This window comes from Pseudoalteromonas galatheae, assembly GCF_005886105.2.
Lineage (GTDB): Bacteria > Pseudomonadota > Gammaproteobacteria > Enterobacterales > Alteromonadaceae > Pseudoalteromonas > Pseudoalteromonas galatheae.
In genome coordinates this window covers 293,385-319,149 of the sequence record NZ_PNCO02000002.1, presented here as the reverse complement: position 1 = coordinate 319,149, position 25,765 = coordinate 293,385, and the positions used below count along the sequence as shown (strand labels likewise).

Sequence of the window (25,765 nt, the reverse complement as noted above, 5' to 3'; positions counted from 1 at the left end):
TAAGACTTCAAGGTTGACTTTTTGTAAAAAGCCAATTTTTTGACGTTTGTACCTAGGTTAATCCCATGATAGCTAAGGGGTTTTAAAGGATTACAAAAAATCTTAAAAAAATTTAAAAAATCTGAGATTTTGCAGGTATTTGCGATAATTTACCGTTTTGATGTGACAATCTGATTAAGCTTATCTTGACTAGAAAACAGTCAAAACCGAATCAAATGAGGGAACTGAGTAAGACAAAGCATCCTTGCTATTTAAGATTTGAAAGCGGTAACAACTGGTAACCGGGGAACCGATTTGAGACAGTTGAAACCCCAAAAGAAGCATTTGCCTGATAACTCGCCACTAACAATTCAATCTTAGGTTTAAGTTCTACGATCGCTTCATCAATTTTACTTTTTAGCCTCGCACTAAAAACATTTTTACGCAGCAAAAAATGTACTTGGTTATCATGTATCACGTAAGGCCAAGCCTGCGCTGCGTCAAGCCCTCGCTCTTTAATAAAATAATTTCCCGTGATCATATCATCCACAATAAAGTCAACACGCGCTTTCATTAGCATTTCAACTCGACGCTGCGCACTGGCAATACTCACAAACTGATCTTTATAGCGAGGATCTTGTTTCAGCTCACCAAGCTCTTCGCCATAGTAGGATCCGATGCTTAACCCTATAGTTTTCGATTGCTCTAGTAATGAAGCTAAATTGGGAAGCGCTGTGGGAGGTGATAAAGAAAATAATCGCATACGTTCAAAACGATAGGGCTGAGAGAAATCTCCGTATACTTCTCTATCTTTAGTGTAGCTAACCATTACCGCAACATCTATCACTCCTTTTGACATTTCTTCAAAAGTGCGAGCGCTGGAAGGGAGGCGAATATAAGTAGTACACACGGCAACGTGCTGGAACACCATCTCGGCAATGTCTACGTCTAGGCCCCAAGGTCCAAGCTCATCAAATACAGTTAATGGTGGCCAATCGGCAACAACGCCGATATTCACCGTTTTACTGCATTCGCTTGCACTGGCAGGAGTAGTTACCAAGCTCCACACCAATATAGCCATGCCAATCAAGTTATTCACTGATATGTACTGCTTAACCATGACACCTCGTGAGCAAGTCTGTGACAATCGGCCTTATAGCATGACTACTCAGTTCATTGCATAGGCACTATCTTTAGTAGTAACAATATATTTACCTAAAGCCTAGAACACAATGCCTGATAATTAAACTATTTAAATCAAAAAACGTATCGGTGCTCACAGAAACAAAAAAGCGTGACGTAAACCCCCTTTACATCACGCTTGTTTTGGCACTTTATGGCTGATATTCGAATACCTCTTCAATAGAGATATTAAATACATGCGCTATTTTAAAGGCGACTTCAAGCGAGGGAGAATATTTGGCAGCCTCAATGGCCATAATCGTTTGTCTTGTGACACCCACCCGCTCAGCAAGTTCTTTTTGTGTCATTTCACCCCTCATAAAACGTAGCATTCTGATTTTGTTTTTTATTGGTAAATCAGACATACACAACCCCCAAACGAGCTTTGACGAGCTGGGTTCCATAACCGACCAATTCAGCCAGCAAAAATGCAATCACTAAAATATGAAGTGGTGCAAATGGTAGTTCAAAAGGAAGCGCTTGCGACCAATTTTGTGCTTCGGCTGAATACTGGAAAATAGAGATACACACACCAATCTGAAGCACCCAGTAGGCCGGTTTGCACCCTGATAGCGCAATCAACTTTTCACGCTCATCTAACGGCTTATCCATATCTTTATCGCTAACAAAGCTCAGTAGCAGCTGACCTGCAATAGATGTCACGATAGAAATAACAATCACCTTGAGCAACAATCCTGATACCCAACTAGGATCTTGACGTAACTGCTCTGTAGCCGCTGTTATTTCGCCTAAATAAAAATACAAGATATAACCTGTTACCAAAAACTCTATCGCAATCGTTAAGTCACGGAAACTCAACGAGTCTAAAAACGCTTTAATCTTATTGCTGCTTTCCATGTTACCCTCACTTTACTCAAAGTAAAATATTCTTTACATTGGAAGCGTAAACTTTGCTCAATCACAAGTCAAATATTTTTACTTTAAGTCAAGTTTAAATAACTAGAAACGTTTTCGAAACTCGCTTGGTCTTAAGCCCATACACTTATTAAACGTCTTACGGCAGGCTGTCGTATCCTACCTGGTGCGCAATCCAATCAAATGGCTTACTCGTGCTTTCTAATAAATCACACATTTTCTGCACTCGAAACCATTGCAGATATTGATTTGGGTTGAGCCCGAACACCTCAGTAAAACGGTTCTTTACGTGAATGGGACGATATCAGCCAATTCTGCCATTGAAATATTATGGCCATAGTAGGTGCTAATGTGCTGAAAGATATACATATAGACTTGTCGTGATACATCACGATCTACGGTTCCGACGTAGGTCGAGGTTTACCTCGACAAAAATCTCAACAAATATTTCGACAAGCACCTAAACAATCTACGATGAAAAAGCTCGTCGTGATAAATCACGACCTACGAACCCAACGTAGGTCGAGGCTTACCTCGACACAAGCAGAAAAACCAAAAAGGCTGGATTGACCAGCCTTGATTTGAGTGACATCGAAATAAAAAGGGACTAATTTGCCTGCTGCTTATAGGCTTGTCGATAGGCGTGAAGTAGCGGCTCGGTGTAACCATTGGGTTGAACTCGGCCTTCAAATACCAAAGATAACGCCGCTTTATAAGCAAGGTTTTCACTAAGCGGTTTATGGTCATTGAGCATTGGTTGGTAGAGGCTGTCACCTTCGTTTTGACCATCTACTACAGCCGCCATGCGCCTAAAGGTTTTTTCCACTTGCTCTTCGCTACAAATACCATGATATAACCAGTTAGCGATATGCTGGCTTGAGATCCTAAGCGTTGCTCTGTCTTCCATTAATCCAACGTGATTGATATCAGGCACTTTTGAGCAACCTACGCCTTGGTCTATCCAGCGCACCACGTAGCCCAAAATGCCCTGCGCATTATTGTCTAATTCGGCTTGAATATCCTCCGCAGACAAATCGTTTTCTAACATCAACGGGGGCGTCAGTAAGTTATCGAGCGACGCCTGCTGACGTGTTTTTATCTCAAGTTGGCGGGCAAACACATCCACATAGTGGTAGTGCATTGCATGGAGCGTTGCTGCGGTAGGAGAGGGCACCCATGCAGTATTAGCACCAGACTCCGGATGGCCTTGCTTTTGCTCCATCATCAGCGCCATTTTATCTGGCATTGGCCACATTCCTTTGCCTATTTGTGCCTTTTTCCTAAAACCGGTTTTAAGGCCAATATCCACGTTTTGATCTTCATAGGCCGCTATCCAAGACTGTCCTTTAATTGCCACTTTGGGCAATACAGGGCCCGCCAGCATTGAGGTATGAATTTCATCGCCTGTTCTATCCAAAAAGCCCGTATTAATAAATACTACACGCTGCTTAGCGGCAGCAATACACGCTTTCAAGTTTACCGAAGTACGGCGCTCTTCATCCATAATCCCCATTTTAATGGTATTTTTAGGTAGCGAGAGCATCGCTTCAACTCGGCTAAATAGGGTATCAGTGAAAGCGACCTCTTCAGGCCCGTGCATCTTTGGCTTCACGATATTGATACTTACTGCCGTCGAGTTTTTAAACGGACTATTTCCCTGCAAATCATGCAGCGCAGCCGTGCTTGTCATGATGGCATCTAAGATCCCTTCGAACTGCTCGTTTCCTTCTGCATCCAGTATCGCTGGTGTTGTCATTAGGTGGCCAACATTGCGCACAAACATCATAGAACGACCTTTTAGTGTCATTCGCTGGCCTTGTGTATTTACATAGCTTCGGTCGGCATTTAGCGTCCGAGTCAGTGATTGTCCTGACTTTTCGAAGGTCTCGCTCAAGCTCCCTTTCATCAAACCTAACCAATTTTGGTATACCAATACTTTGTCTTGTGCATCTACCGCCGCAACTGAGTCTTCACAATCCATGATTGTCGTAAGTGCAGCCTCAAGGACGACATCTTTGATCCCGGCTTTGTCTGCCTGTCCGATCGGATGGTGCGGATCGATTTGGATCTCAATATGCAGATCATGATGACATAGCAATATCGCACTTGGATTTTGTGCCTCCCCCTGATAACCCACTAGCTGATCAGGCTTTTGCAGTGCAACTTGGGTGCTGTCGTTTAGTGTAATCACCAAATTGCCGTCTAGAATCGCGTAGTTCGTACTTTCTATGTGAGAGCCTTCTGCCAGCGGCAGCGCTTTATCGAGAAATTGCCTAGCATAAGCCATGACTTTAAATCCGCGATTCGGATTATAGGCTTGAGTACGCTCAGCACCATCCTCTTCACCAAGAACATCCGTTCCATAGAGCGCGTCATACAAGGAGCCCCAACGCGCATTCGCCGCATTGAGCGCAAATCTTGCGTTACTGACAGGCACCACTAACTGAGGACCGGCTGCGCTCGCAATTTCAGGCTCTACATGCTCGGTTTCGATGGCAAAGTCTTCAGGCTCAGGCTGCAAATAACCGATAGATTCAAGAAATGTCCGATATTCTGCAGCTTGCCAATCAGGATGAGAGAGGTGGTAATCGTCAATTTGCTGTTGCAGGGTATCGCGTTTGTTGAGTAACGCTTGGTTTTGCTTCCCAAGTTCCGAAAAAATATCCGCTACGCCTTGCCAAAATTGATTGACCGCGATCCCCGTACCGGGAAGTAGAGATTGCTCAACAAAGTGCGCCAGTGGAGTCGCAATTTGGAAGCCTGAATGAGTGACATACTTGCTCATGGAGAGTCCTTGATTAACATTTTTTGAACGGGATAGGTCAAACATAAAACAATTTTTGGAAAAACGAACCCCTTTTACCATTCACAAAAAATATACTCACAATAACAACTATAAATTTAAAAAATCTAATTTATCGGCCTAGTGTTTAATTAAGCCCGCAGCCAACCACTCTCACACCGGTTGGTTTCGTGTAACAAACAACCAGAATTTAATTTGATTTATAGTACCCGTTCAAAGGAAGCTAATTATGTCTCAGTATCAAACTCAGTTAGATCATTTCTCTAGTCTATGCCAAAGCCAAGGAAAAACTTGGCAGTCTATCAGTCCTGAGTATGCCAGCCGTATGCACCTACAAAACCGTTTTAAAACCGGTTTGGACATTGCAAAATACACGGCAAAAGTGATGCGTGAAGACATGGCAGCGTACGACGCAGATAGCAGCCAATACACACAATCGCTTGGTTGTTGGCACGGTTTTACCGCGCAACAAATGATGATGGCCGTAAAACGCCACAATAAAACCACAAAGCGCTCTTATGTATACCTAAGTGGCTGGATGGTTGCAGCGCTACGCTCAGAGTTTGGCCCACTACCTGACCAAAGTATGCATGAAAAAACAGCGGTTCCAGCTTTGATTGAAGAGATCTACACCTTTCTCAAGCAAGCCGATGCACGAGAGCTAGACCATCTCTACAAAGAGCTTGATGCAGCAAAAACCAAAGGCCAAGACACAACCGAGATCCTTAGCAAAATCGATAATTTCGAAACCCATGTAGTGCCTATCATTGCAGATATTGATGCCGGTTTTGGTAATGAAGAGGCGACCTATCTTTTAGCTAAACAAATGATTGAAGCGGGCGCTTGTGCTATTCAAATCGAAAACCAAGTATCGGATGCAAAACAGTGTGGCCACCAAGCAGGTAAAGTAACGGTTCCCCATGAGGACTTTTTAGCTAAAATTAACGCTGTGCGATACGCTTTCCTTGAGCTTGGTGTTGAAGATGGCGTGATCGTTGCTCGTACCGACTCATTGGGTGCTAGCTTGACGCAAAAGGTACCAGTATCAAAAGCAGCTGGTGACCTTGCGAGTCAATACACCAGCTACTTAGACACCACGCCTGTGACCTCAGCCGCTGATTTACAAGAAGGTGAAATGGCAATTAAGCTGGATGGCGAATTACAGAAACCAGTTCGCTTGGATAACGGCCTCTATCAATTCAGAGCAGGCACAGAAAAAGACCGTGTGGTACTAGACTGTGTAACTAGCTTACAGTCAGGCGCAGATCTATTGTGGATTGAAACCGAAAAGCCAAATATCGAGCAAATTGCCGAGCTGGTTAACCGAGTTCGCGAGCAAGTGCCTAACGCTAAGCTTGTGTACAACAACTCACCATCGTTCAACTGGACATTAAAATTCCGTGAACAGGTATACCAACAATGGCAGGAGCAAGGTAAAGACTTATCGGCATACCCAAATCCAAGCGCGGATGCAAAAGTATTGATGGCACCAGAGTTAGACGCAACCGAATTGGCAACAGAAGCCGATCTACTGGTGCAAAACTTCCAGCGTGACTCGGCAAGAGAAGCGGGGATTTTCCACCACCTAATTACACTGCCAACTTATCATACAGCAGCGCTCAGCACTGATATTCTGGCTGAAGGCTATTTTGGTGACGCGGGTATGCTTGCCTATGTACGCGATGTGCAACGACAAGAAATCCGTCGCGAGCAAGCATCAGTTAAACACCAAGACTTGGCTGGATCTAATATCGGTGACACCCACAAAGAGTATTTCTCTGGTGAGAATGCTCTCAAAGCAGGCGGTGAAGCCAACACCATGAACCAGTTCTAAACACTCTAGCTAAATATCGACTTATATAGTTCCTTAATCAGCAAGGGCCGTCAGGCCCTTTTATCTATTGTGGATCAGATTTTTACTAGCCACTGGTAACTGAGATCACGTATTTACCAACATCAGCTATTCAGATCATGTTTTTACTAACCTAGACCTATTTGAGATCAGAATTTTATTAACTCAACACCTAGCGATCCCGATCTTTACAGTAAAGATCTAAGATCCCGACAAAAAAGAGCGCATTTGTGACTTTTTTCACTGTCACAAACCAAAATTTTACTAACTAAACCAGCGACAGGTCACATTTTTACTAACTTACTTAGTAAAATTTTGTTCTGAGTTTATTTTGACTAAAAACCAAAATATGACTAACCTCAGATTTATAAGCACTTCATTCTGCTGTAAACCCCCTTTACACTTTCCATATTTACCCCATTTTTCCATGTAAAACTATAAAACTGATTATAGTACGTTGAAGTTGATACATGACCCCCATTAAGAACTTAATAAAAGCAGTAGCACTGCTTACAGCGATGCATTGCCAGGCTGGGAATACAGTTATCAAGGAAATAGAAGATTTAGAAAAGGCAGGAAAATACACCGAAGCCTTAGTTAAAATTGAAACGGCCAGCGTCAGTGAAGAAGAAGAAACGCGATATCAAGCGATTTATTTGCAGGCCATGATTTATCGAAAGCAGGACTTATACGAGAAATCAATATCTACACTTAGTTATATTGAAAAGCAATTTTTTCTTACCGAAGCACGTAAGTATGATGTATACAGAGAGATAGGTATTAACTATCGTCACTTAAGCCAGCTTGAAAAGGCCGAGTCTTTTTACTTAAAAGCACTCTCTTCAGCCGAAGCAATGAATAAATCAAATTTAGTTGCGCAAACCTATAATAACCTGGGTGTAGTTGCCGACCATAGAAATTTGCTTGCGCAATCTATGCAATACCACTTAAAAGCCTATGAATTGCTAAAAGGAACTGATCAGTACGAAAAGCAAGGGGCTAATTTTTATAATCTTGGTGATATTTCTGTGCGTATGGGAGATAAGGAGAATGCTGAGTATTTCTTCCAACAAGCTCTCGTTGCAGATAAAGCTTCAAAAGAATTACGCAACGTCGCTGGCACAGCCCTTCGCTTGGGGGAGCTAAAGTTTAAAAATGGTAAAACGGACGAAGCATTAGCGCAAACAAAAGAGGCCATTGAATTTCTAAAAGAACTCAATGCTAGGGTTTCACTCGCTAGGGCATATCGTAACTCAGCGCTGATCCATATAGCCAAGGCAGACTTAGACAATGCGTTATCAGATGCACTTGCAGGCATTGAATATGCCACTCAAACCAGCTCAACACTGCAACAATTTTACGCCTACCTGACGGAGTTAGAAGTTAGGCTAAAACGCAAAGAAGTAAACAAAGCAAAAACACTACTCACCAAGCTGGACGCTCTAACCGAAATTGAAACGGCAGAGCTGCTGCTCGAAAAATATCATCGCCTTAAAGCGATAACGCTTGCTGCACATCATGAATACGCTCAAGCTTTCCAATTTATGAAGTCGACTTCAGAACTACAGACTCGACTTCATGAAGCATTACTGGAAAAACAAGTAAGTACCTATAAAGCCAGTATTGACGCGCTTATTCAATCTCAACAACTTGAGCAAGCCCGCTCTGCACAAGCCATAACTGAGGTTAACTTAGAAAATGCCAAGCTATCCACACAAATGTGGGTGATCACTGCAATATCGACCTTCTTAGCTGGGTTATTTCTAGTCGGATTTTTTGTCATCAAACATAGAAATGCGGCGCTAAAAGCAAAAATGTATCAATTGAATATTGAGCATAAAGATAAAATGCTGGCCGATATTTCCCACGAGTTACGCACGCCACTCAGTGTCTTAAAGCTCCATATAGAAGCGATGGAACACAATCTTATTGATGACAACACAATTGCATATGCCAAGATCAACAACAAGATAAATCAGCTAAATGAATTGATCTCGAACGTATATCAATTATCTCAAGCAGATCATAACGCACTTGTGATCCACCCTCAGCAGCATGGCGCGAAAACGGTTATCCAAAGCTATGTTTATGACATTGAAAGGCTAGTAACAAGTAATCAGCTGCAATTTATCGCCGACATTCACGTCGATGATATGAGTATTTACATTGATAAACCGAAGCTGGATAGGGTTATCGATAACCTTGCTAAAAATGCATGTTTATATACAGATAAACCCGGCAAGGTAAGGTTTAAAGCTGTGGTCAATAAGCAAGGACTATTTCTACAAGTAGATGATAGCTCACCAGGCGTATCAGAGGCCGAGCAAAACAAACTGTTTGAACGTCTGTATCGTGTCGAAGCATCGAGAAGCCGTGCAACAGGAGGCTCAGGTCTTGGTTTATCTATTTGTAAGAGCTTGATTGAAGCGATGAATGGAAAAATCACAGTGAAGTCAGGGAAGTATGGCGGTTTGTGTATTCAGATAAACTTACCTCACGCGGTAGATGTATCAGCATAAAGTACAAAAGGCCAAGCAGATGCTTGGCCTTTTGTCTTTCTATGCTTGCTTAGAAACGATAGCTGATATTGCCATACACGAAACGACCATCGGTGTTATATGCCGAAAACGCAGAGTACGGGAAGATCTGATTAAACGTTGTATAACCAATATTACTAACGGTATCTTGTGGATATTGATCAAATAGATTGTTAGCGCCTACTGCAAACTTCCAGTGGTCACCGAGGTTATAAGCCACTTCTAGATCAGTGATCCATTTAGCGTCTAATACTTCATCGCCTTCTACTGCGCTCGAAGAATCTACCGTTTCACCATAGCGTGTGGCACGTAATGTCGTCTGCCAATCACCAAATTGCCAAATTGCAGCTAAGTTCCATTTGTCTTTTGGTGTTCCATCTTCAAATCGTGCAATTTCACGACGAGCAAAGTACTCGTAGCTGTCACCAAGGGCTTCAAGCTCAGCAGGATTTGCTTTTACATGCGTAACTTCAGTGTCATTGATGTTTAGCGCGGCACTTAAACGCAGATCACCGTAGTCGGCAAGATCAAAACTATACGTCGCTACGATGTCCACACCTTCAGTGCGCGAGTCGATAGCATTCGTGAAGTACCTTACACTTTGCGTATTGAGCTCACCCGCTTGCTGCAAAATATTGATGACCTCAGGACCACCCAAGTTCTCAGAAAGTACGATGCGATCGTCGATGTCAATGCGATAAGCATCCACGGTAAATGAGAACGCATCCAATGTAAAAACAAAACCCGCCGTCATATTGACCGACTCTTCCGGCTCAAGCTCTCGAGCACCCAGCGCTTTTGCAGCAGGAGTATCAACAGGGAAGTGACCAACTTCACTCGGTACGCCATTTTCAAATACCGTAGCAATTGATTTATAGGACGTTTGAGCCAATGAAGGCGCTCTAAAACCTGTACTTACTGCACCACGTAGTGAAAAGTTATCCGACACCACATAGCGCGATGCCAGTTTACTGGTGAAAGTGCTGCCAAAATCACTGTAATCTTCAAAGCGACCCGCCAAGACGACGTTCCAGTCCTGTGTTAAGTAGGTATCAAACTCTGCGAATAAAGCGATGTTATGACGAGATTCATCGACAGCACTTGCTGGTGAGAAACCAGCGAGTACTTGCGCACCACCAGCCGCAACGGGATTGCCTTCTGCATCAAGCACGGTGAGGTAAGACGCTTCTTCACCGACTTCAATTTCATAAGTTTCGCGGCGATATTCTGCACCAATAGTGAAAAATACGTCATCCGGTAAGCCTAAATCCAATGCCGTTTTAGCATCAGCATTCACGAGCCACTGTGAATAGACTAAAGCGCCGTTATTAAACTCAGTCGGGCTTGTTACCCCCATCGAAGTATTCAAACTATTTACGACACCCAAAGCGAAGTCATTCACACCATAGTTTGTACTGATATCGTAATCCCACTCACCTTGAGTGCCTTTGACACCAAGCGCAAACGAGTAATCATCTACATCGCTGACGATTTGAGGCAAGAACCCATCTGGGTATACCGCTGTTAGGTTACGACTGTCATTTGCGCGACGATAGAAACCACCGGAGTTACCTTCACGTGTCGAGTAGCTACCAAATGAATAAAGTTCGGTTTCCGCATCTAAGCTGTAACCCGCATTATAAAATAGTGCAAAGTCTTCCACTTCGGCTTTACCAAAACGGTGGTTGTAGCGATCGAATGAAAACTCTCTTGAGTCAAGTTGGTCATTTTCATCACGAGCATATTGCTCTCTTGGATCGAAGCCTGAACGATTAGTCGGTTTTTTATCTCTATATTCAGCAGACAGATTAATAAAGCCATCATTACCTAAAGCAAAACCGATGTTGGCACCAATTGTTGTAGTACCACCATCATTACGCTTACGGTCATCTCCTAATACAAAGTCTAAATCGCCTGCTGCGTTTGCACGAGTTTGTAATAAATCAGGTACACCTGCCATCTGTGTATCATGCTCACCATAGGTCACGCTAATACTACCGCCTTCTTCGGCATCTTTAAGCACGATATTAATAACGCCAGCAATGGCATCTGAGCCGTATTGAGCAGCAGCACCATCACGTAAGACTTCTATACGCTTAATCGCAGCAGCTGGAATGGTATTTAAATCAACCGCCGTTGAACCACGACCAACAGTACCGTTTAAATTCAATAATGCGCCGGCATGACGACGTTTACCATTTACCAGCACTAAGGTGTGATCCGGTGCTAAACCTCTAAGCACTGCCGGACGAGCGTGATCCGTACCATCCGCCAGCGTTGAATTTGGGAAGTTAAAACTAGGTACGAGCGTAGTGAGTACTTGGCTCAGCTCCAGCTGACCTGTACTTTGCATATCTTCTAAAGAGATGACATCTACCGGCACTGTACTCTCAGCAACACTACGAAGACTTCTTCGCGTACCAGTGATTTCGATGACTTCAACACTTTCTTTGGCTTCAGTGTTGTTACTTTCCGCTTGCGCATGAATTGAAATAGTTGAAAGAAGCGCAGCACCGACAGCCAACGAGAGTGGCTTGCGAACAGCGTTTTCCAGCTTGTTATTAATAAATTGCATAGTTTGTCCCGTGAATATGTTGAACGCAGAGTCTGTAAAAGACCGATTATTACTTAATTTAGTCAATATGAAGATAAATCAAGACTGAACAAGGTACCCCAGTAAATAACACAGAATACAGTACGATACCTATTCAACTTACGACTACAATGTTGGTACTTACTTATTCAATACCAGCTTAAGATTAAGTAATCTCATATCAGAAAGGATGCGGATTTTAGAATTATTCTTTCATTGATAATAAAGAATTTTTAGATCTACCTTATGCTTCATAAGACTCTGGTCTGATGTGTATTCACTCCATCTTTACTCCACATTGAAGCGCTTAAATACCAGCATGCAGAAACGGAGAGTACCCATGACACAACGGACGCTAAAACATGCTGAATGGTTGAAAATTGTTGAATCTAGAGCGAACCAACAGCAACTTCAAATAAAGCCAAAAAATAAACTATCGCCAGCTGTGATCTGGACTTTTGTACTAGCCACTATGATTTCACTGGTCAGTGCATGGGCACTTATCACAGAAATGCCTGAAGCACCCATTCAGCAGCTTAGTCAAGAATCCCAAATGCGTATCAATCGCTACTTTACCAAACAGTATATGGTTGGAAGCTGGCAGTTCTCACATTTAAAAACCAGTAAAGATGACATCAATGTGTTTATCCGTATCCCGACTAAACTTGCATTAACGGGACAGGCACTTAAGGGTTATATCGAGCAATCACTATGCCCACCGGCCAGTAGCAATGTTTGGCGTGATGTCAGCCAATTTGCGCTTTATATGCACTTGTATTCGGATACGCCACGCCACAGCGACTATGCCAAGTGCAAGGCACCTTAATCATCTGATATTAAATTCTTTTATCTTTCGTTCAAAGGCCCAATGGGCCTTTTTTGCTTTTTGGATTTCAAAGGTTATTTCGAGCTGTCGTGATTGCCAAGCTGACTTACCGGCTCGAGCTCAAGTTTGGCTTTTTCTTCGAGTTCTTCGGGTAGCTCTTTGACTACAGCAACACCTAGCTCTTTAAATTCAGAGGCTTGCTTAATTAAGTTGCCTTTACCCATATACAACTGAGAAAACGCGCGTTCATAGCTCTCTTTTGCTTTATCAAGCTGTTTGCCCACGCCTTCCATACTATGTAGGAAGCTATTGAGCTTGTTATAAAACTTTTCAGCACGGAGCGCCAGCTCTCTGGTGTGTTTGCTTTGCTCTTCAAAACGCCATAGCTGTTTGACTATATTAAGACTGGTTAAAAGTGTTGTTGGCGTTGCTACCAATACATTGTTTTGTAAAGCATCCTGATAAAGTGTTGGCTTATGCTTAACCGCCTCAACAAATGCAGATTCCACAGGGATAAACATAATGACCACCTCTGGGGAGTTAAGACCAGGTAAGCGCTCATAAGATTTACTACCCAGCTCTTTGATCCTTGCAGTGATGGCTTCGGTGTGTGCCACAATGGCTTGATTCGCTTCACTATCGGTTATGGCGTTGATATATCGTGTATAGGCATTCAATGAGGTTTTAGCGTCAATTACCAGATGACGAGATTGCGGTAAGTAAACCACGACATCAGGGCGAAACTTGCCTTCGTCGGTATTAAAGTTTACTTCTCGCTGATAGTCGTACCCCGGACGTAGCCCAGCGCTATCTAGCACATTTTCAAGCATGAGTTCGCCCCAGTTACCTTGTGCTTTCTTTTGCCCTTGTAATGCGGTGGTCAAACGATCTGCTTGCTCAGTCATGGCTTTATTGTTGGCTTGTAAGTGCAACAATTCAGTTTTTAATGACGCCCGTTGCTTCAGCTCTTCACTATGAATGGCTTCCATTTTATCTCTAAAGCCCTTTAATTCACCTTGTACTGGCTGCAACAACTGCTGGATTTTTTCTTTACTTTGATGACTAAAACGCTCGCTTTTCTCATCAAATATTTGATTCGCGAGATTGTGAAACTCTTCTTTAAGCTGGACTTTCGCTTGTTCAAGCTGCGCAAGCTGCTGCTCAAAGCTTAGTTGCTTTTGCTCCAGCAAGGTTTGTAGATTGGCCATTTCAACTTCTAACTCATGAGCATGCACTTGAATTTCTTCCTTAGCATCGAGCTCTCGCTGCCACAACTGCTGATATTCAGCGGCTTGCCGTTGACGCTCAGCTAACCTTGCTTGCAATTGCTGCTGTTGGCCATGACTTTGTAGTTGCTGCGCTCTTAATTGCTCAGCGAGTTGCTCGGCTTGGCTTAGTTGTGACCTAAGTGCTTGCTCGGAGGCGAGTTGAGTATTGAGTTGATTTTTGAAAGTGCTACGCATGACCCAAACAACGGGGAGTAGAGTAGCCGCACCGCCTGCGAATAGCGCAAGACTAAACCATGCAGGCGTATTAGAGAGCATTGACCAAAGCATATTGAGATCTCATCGGTTCTTCTGCTTTGATAATACCTTAGATATAAATTTCAATCACTTAGTCATTCAGTGATCTGTTGACCATTGTAGCGATATCCGGCGCCATATACCGACTCTACAATTTTCGGAGATAAATCTAATCCTTTGATTTTCTTTCTGATATTTTTAATGTGGCTGTCGATTACGCGATCCGAAATATCAAAGTTATCCGGTTGAATATAATCAAGAATTTGCTGTCTTGAAAAGACACGATTTGGTGCGTCATATAAAAGTGCAAAGACGTCAAACTCAACTTTGGTTAAGCCTAATGTACTGCCCTTCAGTTTAACCGTTAATTCTTCGCGATTTACTTCGATAGGCTTTTGATACGCATTGGAGTTTACACAACGGCGTAAGATTGCTTTCATACGCATCACTAATTCAGCAGCGCTAAAAGGTTTACATACATAGTCATCTGCGCCGACTTCTAAGCCCTGTAAACGGTCTGCTTCTGCCACTTTGGCAGTCAGCATCACAATAGGTACTTCAGAAAACTCTCGAATTTGACGCATACACTCTACGCCATCTTGGTTCGGCAACATAATATCCATCAAGATCGCATCTGGTTGGTTTACCTTTACCCAGGGCACAACTTCTGCACCGTCTGCAATATGAAACATTTCAAAACCGGATGCTCTAAAAAATAACAGCACCTGCTCTGCAATATCTTGGTCGTCTTCGACGAGCAAGATTCTTGATGGGGTAGACATAGGATTTATTTACTCTTTGCTTTTAACTTTTTCAATTGATGTCTAACTTGACGCTTTAATTTGTCTGAAAGCGTGTCATCGAACAGTAACATGGTAAGTATACTAGACAAGTCGTCTGAACTCGCAACTTCATTAAGTAGATCATAGTCTGATTCTGATTGTGTCTCAATAAAGTTTAAGTGTGAAATTGTCGCATCGTTGCAAAGCATAACGTTATCCTAATTAGTCTATGGCGTTTCTCCGTTATAGCTATTAAAGCGTGAGATTATGGAATAAAAATGGAGTGAATGATGTTTTTTTATCAAAAGAAAAGCCAGCTTAATTAAGCTGGCTTATTACAATCAGTAACAAAGGGGGAAAATCAACATATGCTCACTGCATCAACAATGCCACAACAAGCACTATCATAGACCTTCAGCTTTGTTGATTAGTTCCAAATTTTTTTAATTTTTTATCAGCGCGAGCATCTGTGACTCATCAAACTGACCAAGATTAACGCCAGACTCAGCAAACAGAGCGTCAACAAGGGCTTGTTTATCGCGTTGCATCTTAAACACTTTCTCTTCGATAGAGTTCGCCATAATCAGCTTGTACACGAATACCGGCTTATCTTGTCCGATACGATAGGCACGATCTGTCGCTTGATTTTCCACCGCAGGATTCCACCAAGGATCAAAATGGATAACCGTATCTGCTTGAGTCAAATTCAAACCAGTTCCACCTGCTTTTAGGCTTATCAAAAAGACATTGCATTTGCCTTGAGTAAACGCCTCAATGGCTTTATCCCGTTGCCTCGTCTGCCCTGTCAGCATAGTATATTTCAACTGTTGCTGTTGGCACTGCTCAGCAATGAGATCTAACACACTGGTAAACTGGCTGAAGATAATTATCTTACGCCCCTCACTGAGTAGCACAGGCAGGTGTTGCGCAAGCCACTCAAATTTAGCGCCGTGTTGGTCGGTCAGCGATTTATCGACCAATTGTGGGTGACAGCAGATCTGACGTAACTTTAACAAGGCATCGAGGAACGCCAGCTTGCTTCTTTCTACACCTTGCTCCTGAAATAGATTGAGCAATTTGCTTTCTACTTGGTGCTGAACACCTTGATATAATTTATGTTGTTCATCAGAGAACTCTAATTCTTTGATGAGCTCTGTCTTATTGGGTAGCTCTTTCACCACCTCAGCTTTTGTACGACGAAGAATAAACGGCGCGATCAGCGATCTAAGTTCTCGAGCTCGAGGGCGATCTTGCTCCTTTTCAATTGGGATCTGGAAGTGTTGCTTAAACTGTTGCTTGGTGCCCAGCACATCTGGCATCACAAAATCAAGCAACGATTTAAGCTCGAGTAAGTTGTTCTCTACCGGTGTGCCACTTAAACAAAGCTTGAAACGGGCGGATAGGCTTTTTACGCATTTAGATATTTGTGCGCTTTCGTTTTTTATATATTGCGCCTCATCCAACACAATGGAATCAAAATCAAGCCCTTTATAGTACGCCACATCGCGCTTAAGTAGCGGATACGTCGTTAGAATAAATCGCGCACCAGAGAGGTTAGTGAGTGCTTCCTCTCTATTAGAGCCATGAATAATAGTAAGTGGTAAATGCGGAGCGAAACGCTTAAATTCGTCACGCCAGTTCCCTACTAAACTCGTTGGACAGACAATTAAACTTGGCTGTGTCACCAGCGTATTATGCTGAGAAATAAAGTAAGCAATAACCTGAAGTGTTTTTCCAAGGCCCATATCATCGGCTAGAATGCCACCTAACTGATGACGATTGAGGAACTTAAGCCAATTAACGCCTTGCACCTGATAATCTCGTAGGGTGAAGCTCTGCCCTTCGCTGGCTGGGATCACTTCAAGACTTTCTATCGGTTTATCTAGCTCAGCGAGGTACTCAAGTAGCTTGTGATCGTCAGAGTCGGTATGAATATGGTCCAGTTCAAACAGCTTTTTGGCATACGACAACGGAAATTTAAATTGTGAGCTTGAAAGGTAATAACTAAAACGAGATTTAAGCTCCAGCAATTCATCAAATACGGACTTGCTTATGGCGTAGAACTGCTCACCGATTTCGACGTAGCGATATTCATGGGCAAGGTTGTTAAGCTCATGAACCGGATGCTTATCCCAGTTGAGCGTAACGGGCTTGTCATCTAACATCACCTTTCCGAGCACATGATGTTGTTTATCTCGTTTGAGGCTTAACAGCACTTTTGGTGTAACAACAAGGCCATTGCTTGGCAACTCGTCAACAACCCAACGTTTACCCTGTAAAAGCGGCCTGATCTCCCTGTTAAACCAATGGACTTCAACGCCATCCTCGGTTGGTAATAAGAATTCGTCGCCCTCATGAACAAAACCCAGACCTGTAAGTACCTGCTCTAACCTTGCTAACTGCTTTTTCGTCGCGCCTTTTCCAAGTGGCTCAATTGCAAAGCGAATTTTATTTGGCCTATCTAGTTTTATAAGCTTAGCGACATTAGATTGCTTACTCGCTAACTGCAAAAATCCAGCAGGAGGCGCAATGACATCATCCGTAAAGATATCTTGGAAACGCGCCATCACCTGCTCTAGCTTCTCTGCCGTTATTGTAGGCATAGTATGAAGGTGGGCGATTTCCTGCGCGGTAAGCTCTGACTCTATTCGGCCAACGATCAAGTTCTCTGTATCTAAATACACAGGAGGTTCTGTTTTAATCAAGCGCCAATGCTCAACATTCGCAAGGCGGCTTTTAAGTTGGTATTCATTGCCTTCTTGATGCCAATAAAAATCTAGCGTTTGCTTGTGTCCAAGCTCCAAAGGTTGGCGCTGGTTACGATAAAAGCAGCGGTGAGTATGTACCAATTGTGTTAGCGCATTGAAACCCCAAGCACCAAATAGCTCAAAGTGGCCTGGTGTGTTTTGCGAGCGGATCCAGCTAAACAAGCGGAAATCGTTTTCTAGTAAGCCAGCTGGCGCAACTTGGCTATTGAGCTGCTGTTCTGTTAGCACTCGACCCAGAGGGTAAACACCGTCGGGCCGATTTGGCGATACCTTAGGGTTTACAAGGACTTCGTTTGCCCGAGGCTCTAATACGAAGAGCAAGACGTTTTCCGCGTCTGCTTTATCTACTTGCTGCAACTGCCCGAGTTCATTAAACCAATCATTAACCAAATAGGCTTCACCAAAGCCGCCAGAATGTTCGATTTTAAGTTTTAGCAATACTGCAGCAATGTGTCGGCATTTAGGATTATTCGAACAAGAGCAGTTTGCCTCAACCGAAACCGTACCTTGTGATTGGTTTATTTTGATGTGTTGAGTGAAGGTATTGCCATAATTTCCCAATACCTGCGCGTCAATTTGCGCAAAGTTTTCGCTGTGTTGGAGGTAGCAGACTTGTTCGTCTTGTAAATACTCCTTAGCTTTCGTAAGTAAAGCTGAATTGAAGTACTGACGAAGAAAACGTTCAGACAAAGGAAATTGATTAGCTTGTTCCTGTTTGATTTCTTCAAATAAAGCGAAAAGTTGCTCTTTAGATAACTGCGAAGACATTAAATGCACGTCAAAATTGAAATAAAGAGCCAGTATATGAAATTAGTGATTTGAGCTAAAGAGAGAAATGCGAGAAATTCGTTAAAAAAGCACTGGTTGGAGGTCAACTGGGTAGAAAAAGCGCTGAGTTGCTTGATAATTCAACCAACTCAGCAATTCTTGTACGAACCTTAGTTATAGCTGCTTAGCAACTTTTGCAATTGCTCTAAACGCTTATCAGTCAATACTCGATTATCTATTTTCACGGTAACATCACCGCTTTTTAGATTTCTTTGCACTCGAATGTAGTCGTTCTCTAACATGGATTCGACGCGAGAATCGCTACTTCCGAATGTAGTTAAGAATTTAGTGATCTGAACAGCACGTTTCTCATCTGACATCTCTTCTGCCATAAAGTCTTGCGTTTTAAGCGCAGCAATTTGCTCTGAAAACAGGTCAGGCTGCTCTTGCTTTGCAGTAATGAGCTTTTTAGCCGCTTCACGACCCAAATGATTTGCCGTTGGATACAACTGTAATACTTCGACCGGAATGCTTTCATAAGCTTTCAACGCATCAGCAATAGCTGTGTGAGAAACGCCTTCCACGGCTGCGATTTCTCGATACGATCCTTTTTGGCCCTGCTCGATCAAGTTTTGCTTAGTGTCAAAATAAGCTTTACCTAACTCCCAAAGGCTTGGAGCGATGTATTGATCGGAAGATACCGCTAATGTTTTTGCATCTTCGTCACTAAAGTCTTTCGAGCTCAACACCACATAATCTGCTTCGGCCAGCAAACAGGCTTTACGGCGTCTTGAGCCTGATAAAACGTGAAGTTTGCCGTTGTGATGCCAACATAGAGCAGGGTGGAGATTTCGCTTATCTTTTTTAATGGCAGGTAATATATCTGCGACTGCTTTTTCGCTTAATAAAGATTGCTCGCGGCGATTCTGCCCATATACGGTGGTTTTACTCTCAATTTCACTAAACGGCACTACTTCACAGGTTAGTACTATGGTTTTTGTCGGATCGCTTGGCGCAGGCATAGTAACCACGTCGCCTACTTTAGCCTGATCTAAAAGATCGTCGAGACTACTCCCCTCAACCGCAGTAGCAAAAGGATCTATTCGTGTATCATTTTTACGTTTTCTAGCCATTATTAATACCTTTTTATTCTGCTAGCGAAGATTGTGTTGAAGGCCAATTTGAACGGATCAGCATCTCTAATTCATCAACCACATCTTTGATATTTTCTTGCGCTTTTAGCAATGCTTCACGACTTGCTAAACTATCTGAAGTCTTTTGGTCAAAAATTGTATTAAATGATGAAGAGCTCGCCGTAATTGCAGAGCTGTGATTGATTGGATAGCTCATTACTTGACGGCCAAACGCACTACGTACATCTTTAACGATATCACGCTGAGAATGGTTGCCTTTAACATAGTTAGTGACTAAAAATTGCATAAAGTCCCAGCCTTCGTGACCAAGAGCAGCAACAGTATGGTATATTTCACCAAGACGCTTCAGGTATTTATTGTTAGCGTCGAAGTCAACAGCCTCTGGATGTACAGGTATTAACATCGCCGTAGACGCCATCAATGCGTTATAGAACATAAAATTAAGAGAAGGTGCGGTATCTACTAGGATAATATCAAACTCGTCTTGTACGGGCTCTATAACCTTCTCTTTAAGCTTATGGTAATGACGTGTCTTTTCGTAGCTTGAACTTTCCTTTAACTCTGTTGCTGTTTCATGTTCAAAGTAAAAGTCATCCATACCTGAAGGTAGTACACGAATATTTGGAATGTGGGTTTCTTGGAATGAGTTAGAGACAAGATCTTTCCATGTTTCACCTTCATCTAATTCAATGCAATCTCTCATTAGATCACCAACCGTGATCGGTTCATGATCATTCGATGGAAAAAAGCTTGATGATGATCCCTGTGGATCAAGATCAATGATCCCAATGCGATAGCGCTTAATATTAGTTGTAGCTAGTGCCGCAGCGATATTCACCAAGCTTGTTGTTTTACCACAACCACCTTTCAAACTATTGATCACAATGACTTGTAATTTATCGTTAGACTTTCGTTGATCTGCATTTACACCCAGAACATCTGCCATAGCGAAGATATTTGCTAATGTGTATGCATAATGACCGTTTGCACCTTTCTTTATATTAATGGTATCAAAGTCACCTTGGTCATGACGTCTTTTTAGTGTTCTATTATTTACACCAAGTAGATCTGCGGCAGCCTTTTGCGTATAAGTTCTGAGCTCTTTTTCTTCAGTTTTAAGATGAGCTCTATAATGTTGAATACGACCAGCAAGTGATTGTTCAGCTACTTCTGCCGTAGCTTTCAACAGCCGGTACGTTGATAGCGCATTGTTATTTATAGACATACACATTATCCTTTATTTGATAACGAATATTATAATGTCCATATATTTTGCTGTAAACACAAAAAAACAAAGACATTTGTAATTTTGATTTACATCTAAGTATAAATAAGAAAGTTTAGATATGGTTAAATATATAGGTATTAAAGGCTAAGGTAAGGAAACTATACGCTATCCAACTGTTTTACATCGTTTTTTTTGTTTTTTATAGATCTACTTTTTACTAGGTTAAGATCAGATCTCTTATAACTCCGAGATCGAAATTTTACTAACTACTATTTCAAAAAGTTATATATAAACAGCTTATACACATAATTATTCACAGTTATGCCTCTGGAGATCAAATTTTTACTAAGTAAGATCAAACTGTTATGCACAGATGGTATAAGATCAAGTGCTTTAAGGTATGTATAGATCTGATCTCTACTTAGCATAGATCAGATCCTTACTAATTAATGGTGGAGTTTTCCACAAGTACGTCAGGTTTGTCGTTGTAAGTCCGCTAAATAAGCCTTAATCAAAGGTTTTTCAGCGTTAATTTTACCTTAGTTAGTAAAAACTTGATCTGAAAATAGGCCCTACCTAGTAAAACAATGATCCCAACAAAAAAAGTTACTTCGGATCACTTTTTTACTAACTTTAATCATTAACTTTTTCTGTCGAATATGTTGTTATTAGACGTCATGAAAATTTGGAAGTAAAACAATGAGCCGGAAGGTGAACATCTCTGTTGACAATTTGCCTGATTCACTTCGTGGACAGATCCATGGTGTAGAAAGTGCAATCGATAACGAAAGTTTGGCGTTGTTTACGGATAATAAAGATGTTCGAGTATCTTTAGAAAATGCCGCCCATGGGTTAAGAGCTTATTCTAACACCTTTAATCATTACGATTTATGGGGACGCTTTGTTCGTTCGGGGCATAAAAAATTACCGTTAGAAGAAGCGCCTAAAAAAACGATCGTAACGAGAAAAATATCTGAAAAAGTAGATGGTATTCTATACGAAGGTGAGATAAAAATTACGCCTGCTGTTGTTAGTACTAAAAAAGACGGTGATGACGAAGAGTTTTTAGTTTGGCCATCTGACCGCGAAGAAAAGGTCGAGCGCGCGTTGATCCGCCTAGCTTCCAAAGGCAAGATTGTTAAAATAAATTTTAAGTCCGGTATTCAATACGCAGTTATTTTTTCAATGAACGAGCTTGCTCAAGAATTAAAAGCTGTTGGTCAATCAATGCCTTATCCGCAAATTAAAGAATCTTTGGAAGCCCTTCAAGGTTCTAAACTTTCGTTCAAATATACGGCCACCGATACTAAAAACCCAAGTATTGATGATTCATTTTACGAATCAAACATGAATTTTCTGTCGTCGCTACACTTTAGTGGAAAAAAAGGGCAGGGCGGGAACATCAAATGTGTTGCATGTTTAAATGCATTTGTTCATAACATGATCGATAACTTGGAGTATAAAGGTTATTATTTCAACAGTGCTCAAGAGTTAAAACGTGGTTTGTCTCGTTGGATGATGCTACGTTTGTATCATCTATGGCGTTATGCAGCCCCAGGTAAAACTTATCACTTTCGCCTAATTTCAATTATGGAAAAATACGGCTCAATTTATTCTGATGATGAAATTACAGAGAATAAATTGAAGGCACTTCGTCGTGATATGACCACAACAATGAAAGATTTGATCGAGAAAGGGGCAATATCCGAATACAACATTTCAAATGTTAAGGATGAAAAATCCGGAAAAATCGTTGATTATGTGTACGAAATGCACCCATCTGCTCAATTCTGTGACGAAATATTGGCTCTCAATAAACACCATAAACGTATCGAAATTCAAGGTGGTAAACGTATCGTCGAAAATGTTGAAGTAATTGATGAAGATACATTAGAAGAAATCGTTAAGAAATAAGATTTTCTGTTTTGGCTAGGATAGTATTTCTAGCCAAAATAAAGAACTTTGGTATCAAAGCTAATTTCTATTTCAACGGAGGATACTTTCCGAGCGAAATTTATCGCCACCCAATTCTTCAAAAAGATGGAGTCTGAAGAGCTAAAAGTCTTCTTGAAATTTTCTGCGGTGAAAAAATACTGCCATCAATATATCCTGAAACTACATCAGCGGATCAAGTCAATTCTCTAGTCCTTGGGAGATCTAATAAGTATATCGATAATTCAAATTTTCCTATTTAGAACAATAAAATAGAAAAACTCTGTTATCCAACAGAAGTTGATTTTTTAGTGATTTCTAGATGCGAGTCCGTAGGCGATAAGCTATTTCAGAGCTTAACACGTAATGATAAATCAAAATTTAACCTGAAGAAATTTAGTACTTAATCTGTGAAGATAACGATTTCATTATAGTCTTATAATACCAAGTAGTCTTGATACTTGTTCAATTTGAAGGAGCAAATCTGTTGCTAACTGCGTTAAAAATTTCTCATTTAGAACAACTAAATAGTAAAATTCCCGCCTTGCCTACATGGATGTAAGTACCTTGGCGATAGCTGGACGCGGTAATGGTGTTATCGACAAGATTTTCTTCGCCTCAAAAGAGATCACTTAATTAAATTAATTGGTATAAGTTTTAAAGTGTATAGAACACATCATACTATAATGAGGACAAGTCAGTTAGCGCTTGCATGGACTATACTAATTTAACAAGATTATGTTAAATTAATTGCTACCGTCAGATTCCGTATGAATTACCTTATTATTATTCAAATTTCTCTAAATAAATTCTATCGACTAGAAAGTTGTACTCTCGCTTTCTTGGATGATCATCTTTTTGTGTAAAATGACTTAGCTCTCCAAGTTTAGTGTCTGGATTCGGGTTAAAGAGTATAAATGGAAGTGCGGCACTCACATGATAGCGATTCTGAGCTGTATATCTTACATTCACCTCAGGTGTTACTCGAGTTGGCCTTCTAATTCTGAGTTTTGTATTTTCTGATAGACTAGAAACTCTATATTTTTCTTGTTCTACAAGTTGTTGCCACTTTTCCTGATCTATCATCCTTGGATTTGAATAAAGTGAAGAGCGATTCAACATCTCCATAGCAAGTTCTTTACTCAAAACTCTGGTTGCATGTTTTTTCATCCAAGTAAATCGAACGGAATAGGGAGCTTCGGATTCGCTATGTATTTTTCGATAGGCAGCTAAAGTCATTAAGTTAGGAACTGCACTATGAACAACTTCGAATCTGGCATCATTGTTAGAAATTTCCAAAATAGCATTTTTAAAATTTTCTTTGGCAAGATTCACTGCATTCACCCTAGACTTGATAACTTCTTTAGGGTCATTGACTAACAAAAGACCAGGAAACCTTTGCAACAACTTTCCGCTTTCTCGGTCGTTTAAATAGAGGTCGCGATAAGCATCTAAACATTTAGAGAGTGCTTTTTCGCCTTCTATTTTTTTAACAGTTATATTTGTTGGAGCGGTTTCTTCATCTTGTTTTTTTATATCTGGTAGTTCGTAAAAAGTTGCCTTTTTAATATCAGCTTCTGTTAATTCCTGGCATAGCTGATTAATGTGTTCGTTAAGAATGTCGAAGGTTGAACGTATATTAAATTTATTCATTGTATGATGTGTTCTCAATATCTCTTTGGCATTATATCAAAAATAATGATATCTCGCTAAGTGATTTTATTACGAGTATTTAATGGAACAAACTAACCATATCCGTTTGCTAAATTAAGCTAGATATCGTTTTAGAAGATCAGTGTTAAGAACTTAGTTATTTGATCAATTAGTTGTGGGTATTTTGTGATGATGCACATGTTTGTTGAACTTTTAAGTATGATGTGTTCCCTAAGGTGTGTTCAAATTATATCAGAAATACTTTGTTAGCTCATATTTATTTTCACTTATTAAGCTTTTATTTGGAGCGTCTAGGTTTTTAGAGAATAAAATATCAACTAGTGAATTTAAAAATAGGAAAGTGATTCTATGTCGTTTTGATGAAATTGCTAATTAGTTTTGTGGAGCTGGAATTTTTTTACTTCAATTTGTATGATGTGTTCTTTATAGGTAGGATAAATTATATCAAATTTTTTTGGATTTCTCCTATAAAATTAGATTTTGATAAATTTTGGAGGGAGTTAATATTAACTGACTAAAAAGCAGCGGCTAGAAACCACTCAGAATGACAACGTTACTTGACAACTCTTTGATTAAATTTTAAATCCAATGCTAATTTTATACTTTTTAAAAAAAAGTATGATGTGTTCTTTTTTATCTCGCGATAATACTCTTTTTTATAAATTAAAGTCAACTTGTTGATTCTCGCATTGTCTTGTTACAGTCAAAGGTTTTGGTATCGAAAAGCCTTTGTAAGTGCTCACTTATTTTGTTTCGACTGTACTTTTTCGTAGACATGAAGGTTTGATAGATTCTAGTTAGGCTAGGAAGGGAAGATGATAGATGGTTGATAAGTGTGCACTTACTTTGCGATGACTATCATTTGGGATCCTTCAAAGGGGTTGGCTAAGTTATAGAGTAAAATACTGAATTTAATTTTTCACTTTCTAAGAGAATAACCGGACCACTTCTTTTTCTGGGCTATGAATCTTCGAGTAACATCCGCACATTTTCAGTCGTACTTGACTAAAATACGAAGACGATTAAAAGACAAGTTTATTTTGCTACATGCACATGTTCAGTGCTAGTACTAACTTTATAATAACTAAACCAGCTACTTCTGTGATTGTTTACTGTTATTCAAACTTCACCGGAACAAATACTAATGTCAATGCCGTACTCGATTTGTAGTGAAGTTAAAATAACGGACAAACACAAGTAGATAGAAGACACATCTCATGTTCTTTGGTTATTTGAATATCATATAGTTTTTACACTTGTGCTCATGGTCAGATCGTCGAAGAGTGAA

17 protein-coding genes are annotated in these 25,765 nt (G+C 40.9%); 4 read left to right on the top strand and 13 right to left on the bottom strand.

The annotated features are described in order from the left end of the window. Nucleotides 1–247 precede the first annotated feature (247 nt). The 5 genes from CWC29_RS19415 to CWC29_RS19395 all read right to left on the bottom strand — a co-directional run bounded on the left by CWC29_RS19415 (nt 248) and on the right by CWC29_RS19395 (nt 4,822). Complete coding sequence (locus tag CWC29_RS19415; RefSeq protein ID WP_138521340.1) at nt 248–1,099, bottom strand: substrate-binding periplasmic protein; 852 nt, start codon at nt 1,097–1,099, stop codon at nt 248–250. Between the two features lie 214 nt (nt 1,100–1,313). Further along, nucleotides 1,314–1,526, bottom strand: coding sequence for a helix-turn-helix transcriptional regulator (locus CWC29_RS19410; RefSeq protein WP_138521342.1), 213 nt, complete (start codon nt 1,524–1,526; stop codon nt 1,314–1,316). Then, a complete protein-coding gene (locus CWC29_RS19405) occupies nt 1,519–2,019 on the bottom strand; it encodes a hypothetical protein (protein WP_128727051.1) in 501 nt (166 codons plus the stop codon). The genes CWC29_RS19410 and CWC29_RS19405 overlap by 8 nt, the downstream gene beginning before the upstream one ends. A 157-nt stretch (nt 2,020–2,176) precedes the next feature. Next, on the bottom strand, nt 2,177–2,305 hold the full coding sequence (locus CWC29_RS23830) for a hypothetical protein (RefSeq protein ID WP_239966548.1): 129 nt from the start codon (nt 2,303–2,305) through the stop codon (nt 2,177–2,179). A 339-nt stretch (nt 2,306–2,644) separates the two neighbouring features. Then, complete coding sequence (locus CWC29_RS19395; protein ID WP_138521344.1) at nt 2,645–4,822, bottom strand: malate synthase G; 2,178 nt, start codon at nt 4,820–4,822, stop codon at nt 2,645–2,647. Nucleotides 4,823–5,069: 247 nt separating this feature from the next. Here CWC29_RS19395 and CWC29_RS19390 point away from each other — a divergent pair, with 247 nt between their 5' ends. Together CWC29_RS19390 and CWC29_RS19385 are read left to right on the top strand one after the other, a co-directional pair. Further along, nucleotides 5,070–6,674, top strand: coding sequence for an isocitrate lyase (locus tag CWC29_RS19390; protein ID WP_128727053.1), 1,605 nt, complete (start codon nt 5,070–5,072; stop codon nt 6,672–6,674). Nucleotides 6,675–7,162: 488 nt separating this feature from the next. Beyond that, nucleotides 7,163–9,211, top strand: a complete 2,049-nt coding sequence (locus CWC29_RS19385) for an ATP-binding protein (protein ID WP_128727054.1) — start codon at nt 7,163–7,165, stop codon at nt 9,209–9,211. A 49-nt stretch (nt 9,212–9,260) separates the two neighbouring features. Here CWC29_RS19385 and CWC29_RS19380 read toward each other — a convergent pair whose 3' ends face one another. Then, nucleotides 9,261–11,804: a TonB-dependent receptor plug domain-containing protein gene (locus tag CWC29_RS19380; RefSeq protein WP_128727055.1), complete on the bottom strand. Its 2,544-nt coding sequence runs from the start codon at nt 11,802–11,804 to the stop codon at nt 9,261–9,263. 358 nt (nt 11,805–12,162) lie between these two features. On the opposite strand from CWC29_RS19380, the gene CWC29_RS19375 reads away from it, so the two are divergent. Beyond that, nucleotides 12,163–12,648 (top strand): hypothetical protein, encoded by a 486-nt coding sequence (locus tag CWC29_RS19375; RefSeq protein WP_128727056.1) that lies wholly within the window; start codon nt 12,163–12,165, stop codon nt 12,646–12,648. 74 nt (nt 12,649–12,722) lie between these two features. Here CWC29_RS19375 and rmuC read toward each other — a convergent pair whose 3' ends face one another. The 6 genes from rmuC to CWC29_RS19345 form a co-directional block, all read right to left on the bottom strand. Further along, a complete protein-coding gene (gene rmuC, locus CWC29_RS19370) occupies nt 12,723–14,204 on the bottom strand; it encodes a DNA recombination protein RmuC (RefSeq protein ID WP_128727057.1) in 1,482 nt (493 codons plus the stop codon). Nucleotides 14,205–14,266: 62 nt separating this feature from the next. Further along, on the bottom strand, nt 14,267–14,953 hold the full coding sequence (locus CWC29_RS19365; RefSeq protein ID WP_128727058.1) for a response regulator: 687 nt from the start codon (nt 14,951–14,953) through the stop codon (nt 14,267–14,269). Nucleotides 14,954–14,958: 5 nt separating this feature from the next. Next, entirely contained in the window at nt 14,959–15,162 is a 204-nt protein-coding gene (locus CWC29_RS19360; protein ID WP_138521346.1) for a hypothetical protein, read from the bottom strand. Nucleotides 15,163–15,396: 234 nt separating this feature from the next. Further along, nucleotides 15,397–18,489, bottom strand: coding sequence for a DEAD/DEAH box helicase (locus CWC29_RS19355; protein ID WP_128727060.1), 3,093 nt, complete (start codon nt 18,487–18,489; stop codon nt 15,397–15,399). Nucleotides 18,490–18,659: 170 nt separating this feature from the next. After that, a complete protein-coding gene (locus CWC29_RS19350) occupies nt 18,660–19,622 on the bottom strand; it encodes a ParB N-terminal domain-containing protein (RefSeq protein ID WP_128727061.1) in 963 nt (320 codons plus the stop codon). Nucleotides 19,623–19,635: 13 nt separating this feature from the next. Then, entirely contained in the window at nt 19,636–20,868 is a 1,233-nt protein-coding gene (locus tag CWC29_RS19345; RefSeq protein ID WP_128727062.1) for an AAA family ATPase, read from the bottom strand. Nucleotides 20,869–21,570: 702 nt separating this feature from the next. On the opposite strand from CWC29_RS19345, the gene CWC29_RS19340 reads away from it, so the two are divergent. Next, on the top strand, nt 21,571–22,785 hold the full coding sequence (locus CWC29_RS19340) for a hypothetical protein (protein ID WP_017216875.1): 1,215 nt from the start codon (nt 21,571–21,573) through the stop codon (nt 22,783–22,785). Between the two features lie 804 nt (nt 22,786–23,589). On the opposite strand, the gene CWC29_RS19335 is transcribed toward CWC29_RS19340, so the two are convergent. Next, entirely contained in the window at nt 23,590–24,456 is an 867-nt protein-coding gene (locus CWC29_RS19335) for a DNA replication terminus site-binding protein (protein ID WP_138523618.1), read from the bottom strand. Nucleotides 24,457–25,765 lie beyond the last annotated feature (1,309 nt).